This window comes from Glutamicibacter uratoxydans, from assembly GCF_050753455.1.
Lineage (GTDB): Bacteria > Actinomycetota > Actinomycetes > Actinomycetales > Micrococcaceae > Glutamicibacter > Glutamicibacter uratoxydans_A.
Genome location: NZ_CP192736.1, coordinates 3,029,734 through 3,049,426 on the forward strand (window position 1 = coordinate 3,029,734; position 19,693 = coordinate 3,049,426).

The window sequence follows — 19,693 nt, forward strand, 5'->3', positions numbered from 1 at the left end:
GCTTCGCGGGGGTTCGCTAAAACTGGCGCCTGCGGCGTCGATTGGTTTTTTCCAGTCGACGGTCACCGGTTCGGCCAGCGACATTCACTCATTGTAACGACCCTTGCGGCTCAGCATCTCACAGCACGCCCACGCAGTGGCACGAAGCGGATCACATTGCGACCCGAACCACAGACCAGTACCCTTGATAACCCATACCCCCTAGGGGTATATTGAGGGTATGGCAGAGCAGATCACCGACACCGAAGAGCAGCACACACACGGCTACGCCGGAGACAAGGACGCACTGCTGCGCCGCTTGAAGCGCATTGAAGGACAAGTACGCGGGGTGGCTCGCATGGTCAATGAGGATCAGTACTGCATAGACATCCTCACCCAGATTTCGGCTATCAATGCGGCCATGCACAAGGTCAGTGTGCAGCTGATCGGTGACCATATTTCGCATTGTGTGATCAACGCGGCCAACGAGTCCGTAGCCACAGGCAATGAGCAGATCGTTCAGGACAAGGTAGCCGAAGCTACCGCAGCCATCTCCCGGCTGCTGCGCTAAATTTCGACAATGACTATCCCAGAAGAGGCATCACAATGACTGAAAAGCAAGGCTGCGGTTGCGGCTGCTCCAGCGAGAACCAAGGTCTACAGATTTCTTCCCGCCCCAGCCAGGAGGGCGAAACTCAGCGCATTGAGCTGAGCCTCAGCGGACTCACCTGCGGCCACTGCGTCGCGTCCGTTACCGAGGAGCTGGAAGAGCTCGCCGGCGTCACCACGGTGGACGTTGATTTGGTCGCCAATGGAACGTCGAAAGCCACTGTCACCGCGACTTCCGCAGTCGATGATGCCACGCTACGCGGCGCTATCGATGAGGCCGGTTACCAGATCGTGGGGATCTCCCGCTAAACACTTCCGGCTCGCGAACCACAATTTTCTAAGGACTGATCCTCGTGTCTACGCCAACCAACGCCAAACCGCATGCTTCCGAGCGCATCGTCAACCTGGATATTCAGGGGATGACCTGTGCTTCCTGTGTGAACAGGGTGGAACGCAAACTGGGCAAGCTACCGGGTGTCACTGCCACGGTGAACCTTCCACTGGAAAATGCTCGGGTCAGCGTCCCAGAGTCTATTACCGATGAACAGTTGCTTGAAACGGTGGCCGCAGCTGGTTACCAAGCCCAAGTGCATCGCAACGAACAGCAGAACCATGATCACGGCGGGATGAAACACGTGGATCACGGCAACCTGCGCAACCGGGTCATCTTTTCACTGATCTTTACGGTTCCACTTTTCATCATCTCGATGATTCCCGGGGCACAGTTCCCGCACTGGGGATGGGCGGCGCTGGCACTGTCCACGCCGGTGGTGTTTTACGGGGCTTGGCCGTTCCACAAGGCCGCCGCGGTCAACGCACGACACCTGTCCAGCACCATGGACACGCTGGTGTCCATCGGTGTGCTCGCCGCCTACTTCTTCTCCGTCTTCGAGCTTTTCCGCAACCCGACGATGACTAGCCACACCGGTGGGGGGATGCATGATCACTCGCTGTATTTTGAAACCGCGGGCGTGGTGGCTACCTTCCTGCTGGTCGGACGCTACTTGGAAGACCGGGCAAAAAATCGCGCCTCAGATGCGTTGAAGAGCCTGCTGAATTTGGGGGCGAAAGATGCGGTAGTGCTACGCAACGGAACCGAAGAACGCATCCCGGCCGATCAGCTGAACCCCGGTGATCACTTCGTGGTGCGTCCGGGCGAAAAGATCGCGACCGACGGGATTGTGCGCCAAGGCGCCAGCGCAATTGACACCTCACTACTAACCGGCGAATCAGTGCCGCAACGTGTGGGCGAAGGAGACGAAGTCACAGGAGCCACGGTCAACACCTCGGGTCGGCTGGTCATTGAGACTACCCGAGTAGGCTCGGAAACCACTTTGGCCCAGATGGGGCGGCTGGTCTCCGAAGCGCAGTCCGGCAAGGCTCCAATCGCGCGTCTCGCGGACCGAATTTCCTCAGTGTTCGTTCCGATCGTACTGATCATTGCCGTGGTCACATTCCTCGCCTGGTGGCTGTTCAGCAATGACATGCTGGCTGCTTTTACCGCTGCGGTAGCCGTCTTGGTGATCGCCTGTCCTTGTGCGCTGGGTTTGGCCACTCCAATCGGGCTGATGGTAGGGACCGGTCGTGGTGCCCAGCTAGGCATCCTGATCCGCGGCCCAGAAGTTTTAGAAGATACCCGCAAGTTGGACACCATCGTGCTGGATAAGACTGGCACTGTCACCACCGGTGTGATGAGCTATTTGGGCACTGAAGCCACTAAGGGAGTCAACCCAGATCGAGTGCTGGCCTTGGCCGGTGCGGTCGAGCATCATTCAGAGCACCCAATTGCCCAAGCCATCGCCGGCGCCGCAGCGAAGATTGGCCCGCTGGCCGAGGTCAGCGACTTTGATTCGGATCCCGGTGGCGGTGTGAAGGGCATCATCGAAGGTCACAAGATCGTGGTGGGCCGCTACAGCTGGCTGGAGTCCGAAGGAACCACACTGGATGAAGCGGCGATGCAGAAACTGCATGAGGCCGAGGCATCCGGGGCAACAGCGATCCTGGTGTCGGTGGATAGTAAGTTTGTGGGCGTGATTTCCGTAGCCGATAAGGTGAAAGACTCCTCCGCGAAGGCGATCTCCCAACTGCAACAACGCGGCCTACGCGTCATGCTGTTGACCGGAGACAATATTCAAGTGGCCCGAAAGGTGGCCAGCGAGGTGGGCATCAAAACCGAAGATGTCTTCGCCGGGGTCTTCCCAGCCGACAAGGCCCACACCATTAGCAAGCTGCAGGCCGAAGGCAAGGTTGTGGCAATGGTTGGCGACGGGGTCAACGACGCCCCGGCACTGGCTCAAGCGGACCTAGGTATTGCCATGGGATCGGGAACCGATGTGGCCATTCAGGCCGCTGAAATCACCCTCATGGGTAACGACCTAGCTCAGGTGCATGAGGCGATCGCCTTGTCGGAAAAGACGCTGTCGACCATCAAAACCAACCTGTTCTGGGCCTTTGCCTACAACACCGCTGGCATCCCTATCGCAGCTTTGGGGTTGCTGAACCCCATGATTGCCGGGGCGGCGATGGCGGCAAGTTCGATTCTGGTGGTGCTGAACTCGCTACGGCTGCGCTCCTTCGGAAAATAACGAACACAGGTCCAGCGCGTTCCGGGTCAGTAGCGGGTATTTCCCGAGCGGCCCGGAGCGCGTCAACTTAAACGGGTCTTTACAAGGCAAAATGCCGCACTTCCGCTCCTCGAATAACTAGACTTAGTAAGTTCCTACGTTCGACTTACTTCGGGTATGACGTGCGTAAGAGGGAGTTTGCGGTGAATCGGCCGCCATCCAGACCGGATTTCCTCGTGAGTCTTTTATGACGAGCTTATGGCTCTTGAGCTTGCATTGTTGAGTACGCACCACGCATACTGTGAGCGCAGTCACAAACTGCGCGCCATTGAAGTTTGGCGGGAGAAATCCACCCCGGCCAGGGGCGGACACCGTAGGAGCAATTCCTCCCCAGGAAACTCTCAGGTACCCGTACCGCCAGAAAGAGGCACATCTGGAAAGCGGCAGGTTCATCCCCTGCCCACCGAAGGAGCAAGTCCCGGCCCGATTCGGCTTCGGACGAAAACTCTCAGGTTCGTCTACAGATGGGGAGGAGCCACGAATAGCGCAGCCTCGTAGCGCGCCGATTCGGAACACTCCTCCCAGAGTGCTTGACCCGCGGCAGTTATCGTACCGCGGGTAGCCAAGCCACACCGGGTTGCTTCCGTTTCCTGCGCTCCTGGAATCATCCCGAGCACTTTGGAAGGCGCAGTCATGAGCACCACCGACACTTCAGCCCACCTTGAACGTGGGTTATCCAACCGACACATTCAGTTGATCGCCATTGGCGGGGCCATCGGTACCGGCCTATTCATGGGGTCTGGCAAAACCATCAATGTCGCCGGCCCCTCGGTCATCTTCGTTTACATGATCATCGGTTTTATGCTCTTCTTCGTCATGCGCGCCATGGGTGAATTGCTGTTGAGCAATCTGGAATACAAGTCTTTCGCGGATTTCGCCGGCGATTTACTCGGACCCTGGGCCGCATTTTTTACCGGCTGGACCTACTGGTTCTGTTGGATCGTCACCGGCATCGCCGATGTGGTCGCCATTGCCTACTATGTGGCCTTCTGGTGGGGTGATCTACCACTGTGGATCCCGGCGCTGGCGTGTATTTTGCTGCTCTTTGCCCTGAATCTTCCGAGTGTGAAATCTTTTGGTGAAACCGAGTTCTGGTTCGCCCTCATTAAGATCATCGCTATCGGCGCACTCATTGTCACCGGTCTGGTTATGATCCTGACCGGCTTTGAGAATGCCGGTGCCACCGCTTCGTTCGCCAACCTCGTCCAACACGGTGGCATGTTCCCCACCGGATTTATGGGTTTTGTCGCAGGCTTCCAGATCGCTGTGTTCGCTTTCGTGGGAATCGAACTGGTCGGTACCACCGCGGCCGAAACCAAGAACCCTGAAGTCACCTTGCCGCGAGCCATCAACTCCATCCCCATTCGTATCCTGCTGTTCTATGTGGGCGCGCTGATCATCCTTTGTGCCGTGCAGCCGTGGAACACCTATAGTGCGGACGCTTCCCCGTTTGTGGGCATGTTTGCCCTAGCCGGTTTGGCAGCGGCAGCTGGAGTAGTGAACTTCGTGGTCCTCACCTCCGCCGCCTCCAGCGCGAATTCCGGGATCTATTCCACCTCACGCATGATTCGTGGTCTCGCTATGGAAGGTGATGCGCCGCGGACCTTTGCCAACCTCACTAAGCGCAAGGTTCCGCGCAATGCGCTGATGTTCTCCTGCACTTTCCTGCTGGCCGGTGTGGTGTTGCTCTACAGTGGCGACTCGGTGATCGAGGCCTTCACCATGGTGACCACGGTGGCCGCGGTTTGCTTCATGTTCGTTTGGTCTATTATTTTGGCCAGCTACTTGGTCTACCGCCACCGCCGTCCACACCTACACGCCAGCAGCAAGTTCAAGATGCCCGGCGGCCTATTCATGCCATACGTGGTGTTCGCATTCTTTGCTTTCATCCTCTGGACACTGACTACCCAGAGCGATACTTTATCGGCTCTGCTGGTCACCCCGATATGGTTCCTCATCCTAGCGATCGGTTATGGCTTGGTACGCCGCAACCCGTTACACGCAAAATTGCGGGCAGCCCATGAGGCCAAAGTAGCCGAGGAACGCGAGCTGGCCGCAGCATACCGGTCCGGCCGGCCATTAGCCGGTGCCAGCAATGCGGAGCGCAACGAGTAAGCACCCCTCAACAATGGTCATCTTGGGAGCTTTATCGAAAGTTTCCAAGATGATCTCCTTGAGTACTGCACTTTTCGCAGCGATATCCTTCACCTTCTGCCCTGTGCATACCGGCTCAGAACGTTGGCACGACGGTAGATTGAGTCTGCACTTGATGCCCTCGGAATCGACTTAATGAGCCGCGCGTAGGAATACGGATCCAGCTCTTTCAAAGCTTGGACGATGTTATGGAGTCGAAAGAAGTAGAGAAGGTGCATGTGAGTCAACTAGGGCTGGCGGTTGGTGAGAGGCGTGCCAAAAGCATTTTCCTCGTTAGACTGCTCATGCTGCTTGATCACAGAAACGGCCTACGCAGCCCACTAATTTTTCCTAGAGGTACCCGGTCTGGGGATCAATCTCAGACAGAAAATCACGAATCTGCTCAAGATGATGTTCATGACTTGGCTCGTGCCCGTAGCCCGACACGGTGAATCCATATCCTTCGTTTGGACCCGATTCCCAGTCGTAGTGCATAGACCCATCCCTGTCGCGACGACGCACTCGGAAATGCTCACCGTGTACGGTGAACTCTCCTAGGTCGGTGTAGCTTTCAGTATCCGGTGGTGCAGGCAAATAGACCCAGTCGCCATCTCCGGCAGTGAACTGCTGCTCCTTGCGCCTTAGGCTAGCAAACCGTGCAGTGAAAGCGCCGTATGCCGCTGCTGTCGTGCTGGGGAGAGTACTCAGTCTTTGAACCCACCTGACGCGCATGCCTCAAACCCAACATCGGTATCTACAACAACCACGCGGCTAGAACACGGCTTATGAGCTGTGCGGAGAATCTTCGCGGCCTGCGCACAGTCACTGGCTCCCCATTTCCGCAACCGTGCACCTTGAGTAAAATGTAGGAATCGCTATGCGCTATGAGCGACTTCGTCTGACCTAAGCCTTGACGGGCCGACGTAGCTCGTCCAGTCGAACGAGTACCACGCCGCCGACGATCATCATCCCACCCAAGAGTTGAATCAGCCCTGGCAGTTCACCCAAGAGCAACCAAGCCCACAACACGGCGAAAAGCACCTCGGTCAGCGAGATAAAGCTGGCGACCTTTGAGCCCAGGGCTCGGGCAGCCATAATGCCAGTAACATAGGCGATCACAGTAGACAGCAGAATCATTCCGCCCAGAGCCACCCACCATTGTGTTTGCATACCGGCAAGATTTACTTCGGTGAACGTCATATCCATGGGCAGGATTTCCAAGGCACCAATCACCGCCATCATGGCCGCACCCACAGTCAGGCCACCGGCGGACAGCATGATCGGGGGCAAAGCACCGTCCACACGCGCGCTGACGAAGAAGTAGACGGTCAATCCCACCGCAGCACCCAAGCCCCACAGGACGCCAATGGGGTCGATTGAAGTGGTTCCGGTCAGATCCAGCACAGCCATTAGCCCCATCAGTGCCAGTAAGGTTCCAAAGATCGTGGGAATGCGCGGACGACGCTGATGGCGCGCCCACAGCACCAACACAATCAACACCGGCGCCAAGTATTCGAGCATCAAGGCCACCCCGACATCCAAGCGTTGCACCGCGAGGAAATAGAACAGCTGGCAGGCGGCAACCCCGAAGAGGCCGAAAAGTAGGATCGGAATCCAGTTGGTCCGCAAGAGCACCCAACGCCCTCGCATAGCGATCACTGCCGGAACCATGAGCACGAGTGCGGCACCGGCCATACGCAATGTCACGGCCGCCGCAGGTGACCACCCCGCTTCCATCAAACCCTTAGCAAAGGACCCGGAGAGCCCGAACACTGCCGAGGACAGCAACGCAATCCATACACCTGTGAACCGACCGGTGTTGCGCCCAGTATTTCTGGAAGAGCCGGCAACGGGCACGGCGGCGGGTTTCTGAGACATATCGGTCACTTTCGGAACTGCCCCAGAATCCGAGTAGCTGTCTTTGCATTGACATACGGCTGTCGGTCAGGAGTCATTGACTGTATGATCATGACAATACGATCCTGCCCGAAGATTCGTCAACCAGCACGACGCTAAGGAGTCACATTGATCTTTGCCCCTGACACCGAGGCTTCGCTGCGCAGCGTGGTAAACCTGCTGAACACCAATGCGGGACTTGTCGATCGTCTCGAAACGGTGGCCGATTTGGACTATTACTTGGATACCGAACGATTCACCGGAGCCCGTGCACGGAACCTCGCCGAATTGCGCTCCGTCCGGCAGTTGCGGGCACAGCTGCATGATATTTGGATCGCCGAGGAAGATACGGCGGTGCGCCGGGTCAACGCGATTCTTCGCAACGCGCAAGCACTTCCGCAGCTGATCAAGCATGATGGCTGGGATTATCACCTACATGCAACCACGCAAAGCGCGCCACTCTATGACCGAATGGCGGTTGAAGCAGCAATGGCCATCGCCGAAGTCATCCGCTCCAAGGGGCTAGAGCGGCTACGCATCTGTGCATCAAGTGACTGCCGGGCTGCACTGGTTGACCTGTCGCGCAACCGCTCAAAAATGTACTGCGATACCGGCAACTGCGCCAACCGGGAACACGTACGTGCCTATCGAGCACGTAAATCCGGGAATTCATAAATCAGTCACTGGGCGCAGCCGAGTTTCTCGCCCTCGACGCACCTTGCCCCTAGGATGAGAGAACAGACAGACTTATGTCTGCCTCAAACTTTGCCTAAGCGGCGATCCCCGCGAGGCCAGAGCTTCTAGGAAGGGACGCGTCATGACCCAGCATCAAGCATCCGACGATTATGAAGCACGCTTGGAGCGCACGGAGGATTCGCCACTGAAAGCGGCTGCCCGCTGGACCGCAGCGATTGCTTCGGCGGTGATCGGTGATGCCGAATTCGAACCTTCAGGAACCCAAGTCGTCGTGTATTCCCGAACCGATGACTCAAAAATTTTGAGCATGCGCACCTCAAATTTGGAGGAAGCTGAACGCCTGATCGAATTGGTACGGAGAGACTTGGCCGAACTCAGCCCGCAGGATTTTCTCACTGAATGGGGTCAGGCTGGAGAAACCCACCAGCACCAGTAACCATCCCTAACAAAGAATCTGGGCATGAAAAAAAGCCGCTATCCATAGCGGCTTTTTTCATAGTTTCTTTAGTCTTGATCGGGGTTATCAGACGAACGGTTCACGCCGGAGCCGCTTCCGAGGCTTGGATCGTTTTCCTTGGAAGCCATGGTCAGCACCGAGATCACCAGCAGGCTGACAATAAACGCCACACCAAAGCAAACCAGTCCGATATCGAGGCGCAGGTCGTTCTGCGATCCACCGGTGCCGCTGATCATGCCCACAAACGCCGCAACCGCTCCCAAAACAAAGGAGAAGATCAACGGAGCCTTAATTGACTGACTCCAAGGTTGCTTCTTCGGTGATTTCTTAGACACCAGGATCTCCATTTCTATTTCCTCGTGTTTCAAACAAGTCTAGTCGTTCTCCGCGGTGACTTCTTTTTTCCGCGAGTCATGCCGGTGCCCGAAGGCCGCGATCAGTTCAAAAACAGCAAAGACGATGGCGCTACCACCGATCAGTCCCAGTACTCCGTGGATATCCATTCCACCGGCGAAGAGCAGCGCTGCACCCACCAGGACCGCCACGGCACCGCTAATCAGCTGATTGCGGTAGGGCGGGAAAACGGCGCGATACTTCACGAAAATCGCGATCTCCGCAATGCCAGCAGCAATCAAACCAGCCGCGGCGAGATAGGCCACCATCGCCGGGGTGGAAGCAAAGAGCATGGTGATGCCCGCCATGAGCATAATTCCGGCCCCGAAGGCATACAGTCCGCGGGCCTTGACCGGGGCACTATTCACGGAAGCGTACTGCCACATAAAGACGCCGGTCAGCACTAGAAGACCAGCGGTCGAGTAGGACAGAACTTTCTGATCTGCGCCAAACCAAAAAATGGAAATCGCAGCATAGCCAAGTGCGGTCAATCCGCGTAGCAGGACTGGACGGTAAACTTCTTGGGCTTGGGTAACAGATGTTTTAGGCGCAGGCACAGATCTATTCTACGCGTAATAGAATTTCTGGGCATCTTAATACCACATTGGTGAGACGAAGCACAGCACCAATGTGGTTTACTCCATGCAGCAGCTGGTTGTCTTTTGAGCTGGCAGCCGCGAATTCTCCTAAAGCTCTTGTCCGCCGATTGCGTTCAACGCCTCAAGACTTCAAAGGTTGTCCCGTGCTGGCCGTCGTTCCGCGCAGTCGAATCAAATCACTAGTCAGGTCATTGATCGTTCCGGCGCCCATAAGTTGCATATTTACTTCGATTTCCTTGGCCAGCAACTCAATCGCCCGCTCAACACCCTGTTGCCCACCGGCCATCAACCCGTAGAGGTATGCCCGACCAATCAACACAAAGTTTGCCCCGGCACACAGTGAAGCCACGATGTCGGCTCCCGACATAATGCCCGAGTCCAGGATGATCTCCATCTGCGGCCCAACTTCGGCACGTACTTCGCGCAACGCCTCAAAAGCAATGGGGGCGCGATCCAACTGCCGGCCTCCATGGTTGGATACCACCAGCCCATCGGCTCCAGCGGCCACCGATTGCCGGGCGTCCTCAGCGGTGAGCACGCCCTTGACGAAGAGCTTGCCCGGCCACAGGTCACGGATCCAACGCAAATCATCGAAGTCCAGCGAAGAGTCGAACATCGAGTTAATGATCGAGGGAAGATCGGAAGAAGTGTTAGACAGCGAGGCAAATTTTAGCGAATCGGTGGTCAGGAAATTCCACCACCACTCGGGCCGGTAGGAAGCATCCAAAACAGTCTTCAGAGTTAGTTCAGGCGGGATTTTCATCCCATTACGCACGTCGCGGAGGCGTTGACCGGCTACCGGAGTATCCACGGTCACCAACAAAGTGTCATAGCCCGCAGCCGCGGCTCGTTCGACCAGCACACGGGACTTCTCGCGATCCTTCCACAGGTAAAGCTGAAACCACCGACGTCCCGCTGGTGCTGCCTGAGCGACTTCTTCAACGGAGCGGGTTCCCATGGTGGAGAGGCTAAAGGGGATCCCCGCCTTGGCCGCGGCTCGCACGCCACCGATCTCACCTTCGGAGTGCATGAAGCGTGTAAAGCCGGTCGGCGCGATGCCGAAAGGTAGCGTGCTGCGTTGCCCGGCGATAGTGGTGGAGAGATCCGAGTGTGCGGTGCCATGCAGGATGCGTGGCAAAAGCTCTACCGAATCAAACACTTCACGTGCCCTGTCCGCGGTGATTTCCCGCCCGGCGGCCCCATCCACGTAGTCAAAGGCGGCGGTAGGTGTGCGGCGCTTGGCAATGGCGCGCAAATCCCACAGGTCTGCGGCCTTAGCCAACCGGGCTTCACGGCGCTTGAGAGTGGGAAGCGAAAACTTCATCAGGCTCGCAAGCTCACCTAAATCAGGAAACTGTCGATTAAGGTTCGTCATGGGTTATTCCTTAGCAGATCGTCAGGGAAATTCATTGGTTTTTTGGTGTGCTAGTTAGCGGTAGCGCTGCCGAGTGGAACGCAGTCCGAAGAAGATCGCCACGGCCGAGCTCAGACAGCACAGTGCCAGATACCCGGCAGGCAGAGTAATCGCTCCCCCGCCGGCCTCCAGCAACGCTGCGGCGATCAGCGGCGACATGCCAGCGACCAAAGCACCATTGAGTTCGCGGGCGGTGGCAATGCCGGTAAAACGCACCGATACCGGGAAGAGCTCGGTCAGGAAAGCACCCTGCGCCCCACTGGTACACGGGATCACCAGGGCGTACCCGAGAGCGATGGCCAGCATGCCGAGCAAGAATTCCCCGCTACTGAGCAGCATGAAGATCGGGTAGGCCAAGATCAGTCCGCTGATATTCCCGGCGGCAAGGGTACGCCCGGCACCGAATCGGTCGGCCAGCCACCCACCGGCGGGGGTGAGAACCACCGAAACCAGCGAACCTGCGGTCACGGCAAGCAACGCATCGGTGCGGTCCATTCCGGATCCGACCATCAGGCTGATGGAGAAGACGGCCAGAATGTAGTTCATGGCGTTATGGCCGGTGATGGCCAAGAACCCCAGCACCACTTCCCGCCAGTGCCCGGCGAACATCTTGGTCAGGGGCAGCTTGTTCGCTTTACCCGTGTCCTGCGCCTTCTCCATCGCTTGAGCATATTCCGGAGTCTCTTCTAAGCGGTTGCGGATATACAGAGCCAATACGAAGAGCACCGCAGAGATCAGGAACGGAACACGCCATGCCCAGCCCAACAACGCTTCATCACCAAGGTTTGAGACCGCAAAAAAGCTGACAGTTGCTAAAGCGATACCCAACGGTGGGGTGGCTAGCACCAACGAGGTGTACCAGCCGCGTTTGCGCGGCTCTACGTACTCAGCCACCAAGGTCATGGCACCGGTGAGCTCGGCACCGGCACCAAAGCCCTGAATCAAACGGAACAGAACTAATAACCCGACGGCCCAGACACCCCAGGTTTCTGCAGTAGGCAGTAGCCCAATCCCCACGGTGGCAATACCCATCAGAATAATGGCCAGCAGCATGGCCGGACGGCGGCCAAACTTATCACCAAGATGCCCGATAATCACTCCGCCAAAGGGTCGGGCAATAAAGCCCACAGCAAAGGTGGCAAATGCGGCTAAGGCTTCTCCCGAGGATCCAGCGGCACCAAAGAACAGCGGCCCAATCACCACGGACGCGGCCGCACCATAGAGCGCATAGTCGTACCATTCGATAGCGGTACCCAGCACTGAGGCGAAGATCGCCCGGTGCCGTTGCTTGGTTTGGTACTGCGTCTGTTGGTGAGTCAGGATCGCATCCTGCTGCGCCATAGTCACTCCCTTGGGGCTTGGCTCGGCACCCACATCGAATGTAAGATACCTGAAATATATTTCAGTACAGACTAGAGTTTTTCTCAACCGGGAACAAAGAGTTTGTCGCAAAGATTACGCGCCAAGGCCACCGGGGTGACGGGATTAGGAAAACGTGACCATGTCATTGACCGAACGGTTGACCGATGAGTTACGGCGGCGAGTGCTCAGCGGCCAGTTGGCGCCGGGGACGGTCGTAGTCGAACCACGCTTGGCCGAAGAGTTCGATGTTTCCAAGACTCCGATCCGCGAATCCCTCCGCCAGCTCACCAGCGAGGGTCTGCTGCAAATTCTGCCGAAGAAGGGCTACCTCGTTCGCGCGGTCACCTACAACGATGTCTATGAAACCCTAGATTTACGAATGCTGTTGGAACCTTTTGCCACGGCGGCTGCGACCCGCACCGCTGACGCGGAGCTACTCGATACACTGCGTGGCCATCTTGATCAGCAGGAGCGGCTAGCCGCGAGCGATCCTATCGGCTCGATGCATGCGGCACAGCGCTTTCATGAGCTCCTTGCCAAAGCCGGAGGGAATTCTCGGATCACCAGCACCTTAGACAAATGCTTGGCCGATACCGCGCGAGCGCACTACGTGTTACCCGGCATGCAACAGTACATGTCGAATTCTCAAGAAATCACCGAACATCGGCGAATTCTAGGCGCCATGGAGCGCGGTGACAGTGACGAGGCGCAACTGGCCATGGCCGAGCATCTGAAGTCCATCCGTGCGGCCATGCTCGGTCAGCACACCGAGTCCGGTGGACTCTGGGAATAGCACGGAAAGTTCTGGCTACCATCGACGCCGCGGAGCAGCTGCTACACACCCAACCGCATCCACGAATCGGTGCGCGCCCGTAACCCCAAGGTCAGCAAGCGTGCCAACATATAGCCCAATGCAAAGGATACCCAGAGCCACACCATGGCGCTGAGCGGATCATGAGTCAGCACTTGCACAAGCCAAAGCATCGGCAAGTAAGCCGCCAAGTTCAGCAGCCCAGCCAACCCGAGGTAGCGGGCGTCTCCGGCACCCATCAACACTCCGTCGAGCACGAAGACCACACCACAGATCGGTTGTGACATCGCCAGTATCCAGAGCCCCGGGGTGGCCAGCGCATGCACAGAGGAATCCGAACTGAGCAATACCGGAACAATCCACGACAGTGCAAAGATAAACACTCCGGTGAGGATCCCAAAATAGATCCCCCAGCGGGTCATCAACACGGTCAGCTCTTTGGCTTTCGCAGCATCGCCTGCTCCTAACTCCTTACCGATTAGCGCTTGAGCCGCGATGGCTAGGGCGTCCAGCGCGAAAGCTAGGAACGAGAAGAGCGTAAAGACCAGCTGGTGGGCCGCTAGGGTGACCTCTCCAGCTTGCGTTGCCACCACGACGGTGGCTAACAGCGCAATGCGCATGGTGGCGTTGCGCAGCATCAGCCAGGAGCCAATCTGCCCGGTAGCTTTGAAGCCCGCCCACGTGGGCGCCAAGGATAGCCCTGCTTGGCGGATCCGCGGAATAATGAGCCAGAAATAGACAATGGCCATCATCCACTGCGAGATCGACGTGCCCAGGGCGGCACCCGCCACGGACCAGCCGAACCCATAAACGAAAGTGAAGTTGAGGATGATATTCAGCCCAAACCCGGCACCGGCTACCACCAATGGAGTTTTAGTGTCCTGCATTCCGCGAAGCACGCCGGTAGCGGCGAACACCAGCAGCATAGCGGTCAACCCGGGCAATGAATACATAATGTAATCCACCGCAAAACCTAAGGTTTGGCCTTCAGCACCCATGACACGCGCAAGTGGGGCCGCGGTGAAGAAGCCAATCAGGCTCAGCACTCCTCCAAGTACCAAGGCAAACCACATACCATCTCGTCCAGCCGCCATGGCTCTGCCGAACTGACCGGCTCCAATGGCCCGAGCGACCGCCGGGGTGGTGGCATAAGCCAAGAAGATCATCAGACCCACCGCTGTTTGAATCACAGTGATGCCCAGACCCGCACCGGCGAGTTCAGATACTCCCAAGTGGCCAATGATGGCGGTATCAGCGAGTAGGAATAGCGGTTCGGCAATGAGGGCACCCAACGCCGGAATGGCCAGCGCAAGAATTTGCCGAGCCATGGACCGGTTGGAACCGGAGGGAGTGGTTTGCTGCTTCACGGCTCCTACTCTACGAAGCCTGCGGCCGAATCCCCTATTCGCCTGGGCACTTAAGTCCTGCCGACCTCCGGGGTTCATCATGAAATGATTCCAAGAATGTGAAGTTGGACCGGCACCGGGCGTTTAGGGTGTGTTTACTTTCGTCACCTGCGGCTCGTCTAGACTGCACGGCATGAACAGTGAACCCACAACGCCGTTGCGCCATCCGGGCTCGGTCTGGGAAGTCTTCACAGTCTTTTTGCGTCTGGGACTCACCTCCTTTGGAGGCCCAATAGCCCACCTGAGCTATTTCCGTGAAGCTTTCGTGCAACGACGCAAATGGCTCAGCGAGCATGCTTACGCAGACTTGGTTTCCTTATGTCAGCTGCTTCCCGGACCGGCATCCAGCCAAGTGGGCATGGCTTTAGGCTTGCAGCGGGCCGGTCTTTTGGGACTGCTAGCGGCGTGGGCGGGTTTTACCCTGCCTTCGGCCCTGTTGCTTTTCGGTTTCGCGCTGGGCGCTCCGTGGCTGAGTGAAAGCTTCGGTCAGGGATGGCTCATCGGTTTGAAGGCGGCCGCCGTAGCGGTTGTCGCGCACGCTGTCTTGGGGATGGCCCGGGTCCTGACCCCGGATGCCGTCCGCGCGAGCATTGCTGTGCTAACTCTGGCGGTGGTATTGCTAATCCCGAGCGCTCTCACGCAATTAGCGGTGATGGGTGCGGCAGCAGTGGTGGGTCTCATCTGCTTGAAAACCCCGACCGAACAGCGAAGGGAAAAGAAGCTCGTCCATTCTCGCGGCACAGCCATCGGCGCTCTGGCCCTCTTTGCGTCGTTACTGTTCATTTTGCCCATCGTCGCCGCGTTACAACCCTCGCTTCTTTGGCAGCTGACCGATGTCTTTTATCGGGTGGGCTCCCTAGTTTTCGGCGGCGGGCATGTGGTTCTACCGCTGCTTGAAACCGAGCTGGTGTCCACCGGGAAGATTGACGAGCAGATGTTCTTGGCAGGATACGGTGCCGCCCAAGCTGTTCCCGGGCCCTTGTTCACCTTTGCCGCATTCCTTGGTGCGGTGACTCCCGGCGCTAGCTATCCGCCGCTCACCTCACTGGTCGCCCTGCTCGCGATATTTCTTCCCTCCGCGTTGCTAGTCATCGGTGTCCTGCCGTTTTGGGATACCTTACGCGGATATGCCAACATGCGACGGGCGCTGTCCGGGGTGAACGCGGCCGTGGTGGGGATATTGGCAGCTGCCCTCTACTCCCCGGTGTTCATACACGGAGTCCCCAACACAGCGACGTTCGTGCTTGCCGCAACTTGTTTCGTGGCATTGACCATGTGGAAGGCTCCGGCCTGGGCGGTGGTCTTGGCCGCAGCGGTTATCGGCGGGTGGTTGCTCTAAACACTCCCAGGCCTTTTCTTTTGCGCCTTGGACTCGTAGCGTAGGTACCGAGCGAGGTGCTAGGTGATCAACCAAGATCTTTCCCAATGGCAATGTGCCGGTTGCGCGGTGGAGTTCCCACCAGCGCAACAACCACCTAAGCAGTGCCCAATTTGTGAGGATGAACGACAATATATCCCCGGCGGCGTGCAACACTGGGTCACCTGCACTCAACTGGAGCAGGCAGGCAAATCAGTACAGCTGACCGAGCTCGAACCAAATCTGACCGCGATTCGTGCACCTCGGGTAGGGATTGAGCAAAGTGGCCTATTAGTGCAAACCGCGCACGGAAACTTGCTGTTTGATATCCCCGGCCTGATCACTCAAGAAGCGATTGCGAAGATCCAGGCCTTGGGTGGAATCAGTGCCATTGTGGCCAGTCATCCGCACATGTACGGCGTGCAAAGTCAATACAGCGCGGCCTTTGACGATGCTCCGAGCTACGTGGCTCAGGCCGATTCTCGCTGGTTGCAGCGCACCGACGCTCCGGTACAGTACTGGAGCGATTCTTTCGAGGTCTTGCCCGGAATTTCACTGCATCAGATCGGTGGGCATTTTCCTGGAAGCACGCTGGCCCTATGGCAGAACGGCGCCAACGGCCACGGTGCTTTACTGGCCGGGGATGCGGTCTTCCCGGTCGCGGATGGCAACGTCACGTTCTTGCGAAGTTACCCGAACCAGATTCCACTCTCCGCCCGGGTAGTTCGGCGGATGGCCCTTCAACTCTCGACGTTGTCGTTCGAGCGCCTCTACAACAACTTTGCCACTTGCGTTCCCGAGCGTGCCGGTGAGATCGTTCAGTTCTCTGCCCGCCGTTACGCCGGATGGGCCGACGGGGACCATGATGACCTAACGTAGCCGCCCCGCGCTATCACGCAGCAAGCTTGCCAGCAAGGCTGCAGCCGTTTGTAAGCAAAGTACCCAGAGGACGAGTGCTGGCCACCCGTGGCTCACGAACGGTATTCCTAGGAGCCATCCGAAGAGTGAAGATCCAATGTAGTAACCCAAGTTATAGAGACTGGCACCTTGTGCCCGACTATCAGCGGCCAAAACCGGAACCCAGCCGCTAGCTACCGCATGGGCGGCGAAGAATCCCGCGGTAAAGATCAGCATGCCTAGAATGATTACCCAAAGATTCCCCGCCAGTGTCAGCAAGAGTCCGGCCGCCATCGCGGCGTTACCGAGCAGCAGCGAACGTTTACGTCCAAGCTTTGCCACCAATTTTCCCGAAATCATCGACGAGTACGTTCCGGAAAGATAAGCGACAAAAACCAGCGCAGCGATTGCTGGGGGTATCAGATAGGGCGGGGCTTCAAGCCGAAATCCCAAATAGTTGTATACGGCGACGAAGCCACCCATCAACAAGAATCCCTGGAGGTAGAGGATGGGTCTGCGTCCGGAGAGGCTCGCCGCAAACTTGCGCAGAATCGGTTTCAGGCTTCGGTCGGTAATTGCGCTAAACCCCTGCGATTGCGGGGCTTTGAGCAGAAAGAACAGCGTGGCGATACCCGCACTGATGCTCACCGCGGCCACTCCCCACCGCCATGACGTTGGCTCAGCTACCCATGCTGCAATCAAGCGCCCTGCCAAGCCTCCGACAGTGGTGCCAGCGATGTAGGTTCCACTGGCTAAAGCAACAGCTCGCGGCGAGAGTTCTTCTGCCAGATAGGCCAGTGAGGTTCCAGGTACCCCGGCCAAGGCTACTCCTTCGAAGAAGCGGGCCAATAACAGCAGCTCAACATTAGGGCTCAGTGTTCCCAGCAAGCCGAATGCCACCGAGCAAATTAGCGCGGCAACGATCACCTGCCGGCGTCCGATCCGATCAGAAATAATCGCCCAGGGGATCACGGCGAGAGCCAACCCGAGGGTGGCCGCCGAGACGCTCAACGCAGCCTGAGATTCTGAGACCTGCAGGTCTTTGGAGATCAGTGGCAGTAGCCCTTGCACCGAGTACAGCTGTGAGAATGTTGCCAACCCGCTGGCAAAGAGTGCTAGGAGCATCCAGCGGTAACCGGGGCTTTGTGGTTCGTGTCCGGTGAAACTCAACTACCCGCCCAAGGCCGGAAGCAGCGGCGCGAACACGTAGAGCATCAGCACTGCGATCCCGTTGTTGACCACGTGCAGCATGTAGGCGTAGGCCAAGGACTTGCCAGAAAGAATGTAGGCCACCGACATCAGCACACCGAGCATCACGTACGGCAAGAACTCAACGACCGAGGAAATCCCGCCGGCATTCACAAAGTGAATGCCGGTAAATAGCACGATAGAGATTAATGCACAGACCCAAATGTTTAGTTTGCGCGAGAGCTTGCCGATCAACAGGTGCCGGAATAGGTATTCCTCCACAAAGGGACCGAACAGCACCGTAATAACAAACATGACAGGCAACGGCACCGAGCCGGTCATGTCCACCAATGCCTGCTGGTTAGCGCTTGTCTCGGCACCCCCGGCCAATGCGCTCACTATCGCTGAAATGATCACGGTGATCAGCCATCCCCCGGGCAACATCAGCCATTTGAGCCAGGGGAAATAACGCATTGTGGCGAAAGATTCGAAGAATTGTGGCCCGCATTGGATCATGGCCAGCACGAAGAACACCGTGTAAAGGATCATATTGATCCCGAACAGTGCCGCTTGCTCATCCGGGAAGGCCGCAAAGTAACCGGGAATTAAGGTAAGTAGCGCAGCCCCGCCCAAAATGAAGAAGACTATATATGCCCCAACGGTAATATAATCGCCTTTGGTAAATGCGCCGGCTTCAAAGGTGCGTTGTCTCTGAGGCGGCCGGGGAAACCCGGGGTGTGGCGGGTAGTGCGGGACATGAGTCATGCTCCTAGCCTACCGAGATGTCACCGCAGATCATGTCTGGCATGGTCGGGATCGCACAGTGATTCACCGATTCCGGCGGATGCGCAACTTCCCACCGGAGGTTGAGCGGCGCCGGATACCGACACGGAACCCGAGCCAGTCTCCGCTAAACGTCACGATCAAAAGATAACGCCACGGCGCAGCCAAGAACCCTTGGTGCCCCGTGGCGTTCTCGGCACTACTTAACCGCGAACTGCTTCTTCACGAACATGTTGTGGGAAGAATGCCCCGTAGCTAACCCCGGCAATTGCCGCACCCAGAAGCGGGGCGAGGAAAAAGACCCAGACTTGGCCTAAAGCTTCACCGCCCGCAAACCAGGCCACACCCAGCGAGCGTGCCGGGTTAACCGAAGTATTGGAAATCGGGATCGAAATAAGGTGAATCAGCGTCAGGCTGAGACCGATTGATATTCCGGCGAAACCCTTAGGCGCCCGGGTGTCGGTGGATCCAAGAATGACGTACAGGAAGATTGCCGTCAACACCACTTCAGCGATCAGCACCGCCATCAGGGAATATCCATCCGGAGAACGCTCTGCATAGCCGTTAGAAGCAAACCCGGATTCAACAGCGTTAAACCCTTCTTTACCACTGGCGATCGCGAACAACACCGCGCCAGCCACGGAGCCCGCGATCAGCTGAGTAATCCAATACCCCGGTACTGCGCGCCATTCGATGCGCTTGGCGATCGCGGCACCGAAAGTCACCGCAGGGTTGAAATGTCCGCCAGAAATATGTCCAACCGCGTAGACCATGACCAGAACGGTCAGGCCAAAAGCCAACGCTACTCCAAGGAATCCGATCCCCATATTGATACTGTCATCGGCAACAACCTTCGCGGCGAAGATCGCCGAGCCACAACCGCCTAAAACCAGAACGAAGGTCCCCAAGAATTCGGCTATAAGCCGGCTACCCATCGAGGGCGCTGATTCAGACATAACAAATTCCTTTCCCCAAGAATGCCCTTCTGGTGTCAGCTTAGGCCGTCAACTGCCGTTTCGGATAGATGACACGAAGCATTTATGGGGATTGTATGGGCTGTCCTGACAGCGTTTGTTCGCGGTGCGAGAT

18 protein-coding genes and 1 riboswitch are annotated in these 19,693 nt (G+C 57.4%); of the genes, 9 read left to right on the top strand and 9 right to left on the bottom strand.

Annotation, left to right across the window (positions count from 1 at the left end; all coding sequences use genetic code 11):
- The first annotated feature begins 220 nt into the window (after positions 1-220).
- The 4 genes from ACQQZ8_RS14060 (at position 221) to cycA (ending at position 5,327) form a co-directional block, all read left to right on the top strand.
- Positions 221-550: a metal-sensitive transcriptional regulator gene (locus ACQQZ8_RS14060; RefSeq protein ID WP_431710428.1), complete on the top strand. Its 330-nt coding sequence runs from the start codon at positions 221-223 to the stop codon at positions 548-550.
- Positions 551-585: 35 nt separating this feature from the next.
- Positions 586-897 (top strand): heavy-metal-associated domain-containing protein, encoded by a 312-nt coding sequence (locus ACQQZ8_RS14065; protein WP_431710429.1) that lies wholly within the window; start codon positions 586-588, stop codon positions 895-897.
- A 110-nt stretch (positions 898-1,007) separates the two neighbouring features.
- Positions 1,008-3,173, top strand: coding sequence for a heavy metal translocating P-type ATPase (locus ACQQZ8_RS14070; RefSeq protein ID WP_431712202.1), 2,166 nt, complete (start codon positions 1,008-1,010; stop codon positions 3,171-3,173).
- Positions 3,174-3,481: 308 nt separating this feature from the next.
- Positions 3,482-3,579: riboswitch (glycine riboswitch) on the top strand.
- 266 nt (positions 3,580-3,845) lie between these two features.
- Positions 3,846-5,327, top strand: coding sequence for a D-serine/D-alanine/glycine transporter (gene cycA, locus ACQQZ8_RS14075; protein ID WP_431710430.1), 1,482 nt, complete (start codon positions 3,846-3,848; stop codon positions 5,325-5,327).
- A 921-nt stretch (positions 5,328-6,248) separates the two neighbouring features.
- Here the strand turns inward: cycA and ACQQZ8_RS14080 are convergent.
- Positions 6,249-7,223 carry an EamA family transporter gene (locus ACQQZ8_RS14080; RefSeq protein ID WP_431710431.1) on the bottom strand — a complete coding sequence of 325 codons (975 nt, stop codon included), beginning with the start codon at positions 7,221-7,223 and terminating at the stop codon, positions 6,249-6,251.
- A gap of 147 nt (positions 7,224-7,370) precedes the next feature.
- Here ACQQZ8_RS14080 and ACQQZ8_RS14085 point away from each other — a divergent pair, with 147 nt between their 5' ends.
- Positions 7,371-7,916, top strand: coding sequence for a CGNR zinc finger domain-containing protein (locus ACQQZ8_RS14085; RefSeq protein WP_431710432.1), 546 nt, complete (start codon positions 7,371-7,373; stop codon positions 7,914-7,916).
- 142 nt (positions 7,917-8,058) lie between these two features.
- The gene (locus ACQQZ8_RS14090) at positions 8,059-8,373 is read left to right on the top strand and encodes a hypothetical protein (RefSeq protein ID WP_431710433.1); all 315 of its coding nucleotides are present in this window, start codon (positions 8,059-8,061) and stop codon (positions 8,371-8,373) included.
- Positions 8,374-8,441: 68 nt separating this feature from the next.
- On the opposite strand, the gene ACQQZ8_RS14095 is transcribed toward ACQQZ8_RS14090, so the two are convergent.
- The 4 genes from ACQQZ8_RS14095 to ACQQZ8_RS14110 form a co-directional block, all read right to left on the bottom strand.
- Positions 8,442-8,729: a hypothetical protein gene (locus ACQQZ8_RS14095; protein ID WP_431710434.1), complete on the bottom strand. Its 288-nt coding sequence runs from the start codon at positions 8,727-8,729 to the stop codon at positions 8,442-8,444.
- Between the two features lie 39 nt (positions 8,730-8,768).
- Positions 8,769-9,344 carry a DUF308 domain-containing protein gene (locus ACQQZ8_RS14100; protein ID WP_431710435.1) on the bottom strand — a complete coding sequence of 192 codons (576 nt, stop codon included), beginning with the start codon at positions 9,342-9,344 and terminating at the stop codon, positions 8,769-8,771.
- A 163-nt stretch (positions 9,345-9,507) separates the two neighbouring features.
- A complete protein-coding gene (locus ACQQZ8_RS14105) occupies positions 9,508-10,761 on the bottom strand; it encodes an alpha-hydroxy acid oxidase (protein ID WP_431710436.1) in 1,254 nt (417 codons plus the stop codon).
- 54 nt (positions 10,762-10,815) lie between these two features.
- Positions 10,816-12,141, bottom strand: coding sequence for an MFS transporter (locus tag ACQQZ8_RS14110; protein WP_431710437.1), 1,326 nt, complete (start codon positions 12,139-12,141; stop codon positions 10,816-10,818).
- A gap of 160 nt (positions 12,142-12,301) precedes the next feature.
- Here ACQQZ8_RS14110 and ACQQZ8_RS14115 point away from each other — a divergent pair, with 160 nt between their 5' ends.
- Positions 12,302-12,955, top strand: coding sequence for a GntR family transcriptional regulator (locus tag ACQQZ8_RS14115; RefSeq protein ID WP_431710438.1), 654 nt, complete (start codon positions 12,302-12,304; stop codon positions 12,953-12,955).
- A 41-nt stretch (positions 12,956-12,996) separates the two neighbouring features.
- Here the strand turns inward: ACQQZ8_RS14115 and ACQQZ8_RS14120 are convergent, their stop codons facing one another.
- The gene (locus tag ACQQZ8_RS14120; RefSeq protein ID WP_431712203.1) at positions 12,997-14,301 is read right to left on the bottom strand and encodes an MATE family efflux transporter; all 1,305 of its coding nucleotides are present in this window, start codon (positions 14,299-14,301) and stop codon (positions 12,997-12,999) included.
- Positions 14,302-14,512: 211 nt separating this feature from the next.
- Between ACQQZ8_RS14120 and chrA the strand changes: the two genes are divergently transcribed.
- Both chrA and ACQQZ8_RS14130 read left to right on the top strand, forming a co-directional pair.
- Positions 14,513-15,718 carry a chromate efflux transporter gene (gene chrA, locus ACQQZ8_RS14125; RefSeq protein ID WP_431710439.1) on the top strand — a complete coding sequence of 402 codons (1,206 nt, stop codon included), beginning with the start codon at positions 14,513-14,515 and terminating at the stop codon, positions 15,716-15,718.
- A 186-nt stretch (positions 15,719-15,904) separates the two neighbouring features.
- Complete coding sequence (locus ACQQZ8_RS14130; protein WP_431710440.1) at positions 15,905-16,615, top strand: hydrolase; 711 nt, start codon at positions 15,905-15,907, stop codon at positions 16,613-16,615.
- Here the strand turns inward: ACQQZ8_RS14130 and ACQQZ8_RS14135 are convergent.
- From ACQQZ8_RS14135 to aqpZ, 3 genes are all read right to left on the bottom strand, one after another.
- Positions 16,607-17,803, bottom strand: coding sequence for an MFS transporter (locus tag ACQQZ8_RS14135; RefSeq protein ID WP_431710441.1), 1,197 nt, complete (start codon positions 17,801-17,803; stop codon positions 16,607-16,609). The two genes, ACQQZ8_RS14130 and ACQQZ8_RS14135, sit on opposite strands and share 9 nt — an antisense overlap.
- Complete coding sequence (locus ACQQZ8_RS14140) at positions 17,804-18,586, bottom strand: CPBP family intramembrane glutamic endopeptidase (protein ID WP_431710442.1); 783 nt, start codon at positions 18,584-18,586, stop codon at positions 17,804-17,806.
- A 221-nt stretch (positions 18,587-18,807) separates the two neighbouring features.
- Positions 18,808-19,560 carry an aquaporin Z gene (gene aqpZ, locus ACQQZ8_RS14145; RefSeq protein ID WP_431710443.1) on the bottom strand — a complete coding sequence of 251 codons (753 nt, stop codon included), beginning with the start codon at positions 19,558-19,560 and terminating at the stop codon, positions 18,808-18,810.
- Between the last annotated feature and the right edge of the window lie 133 nt (positions 19,561-19,693).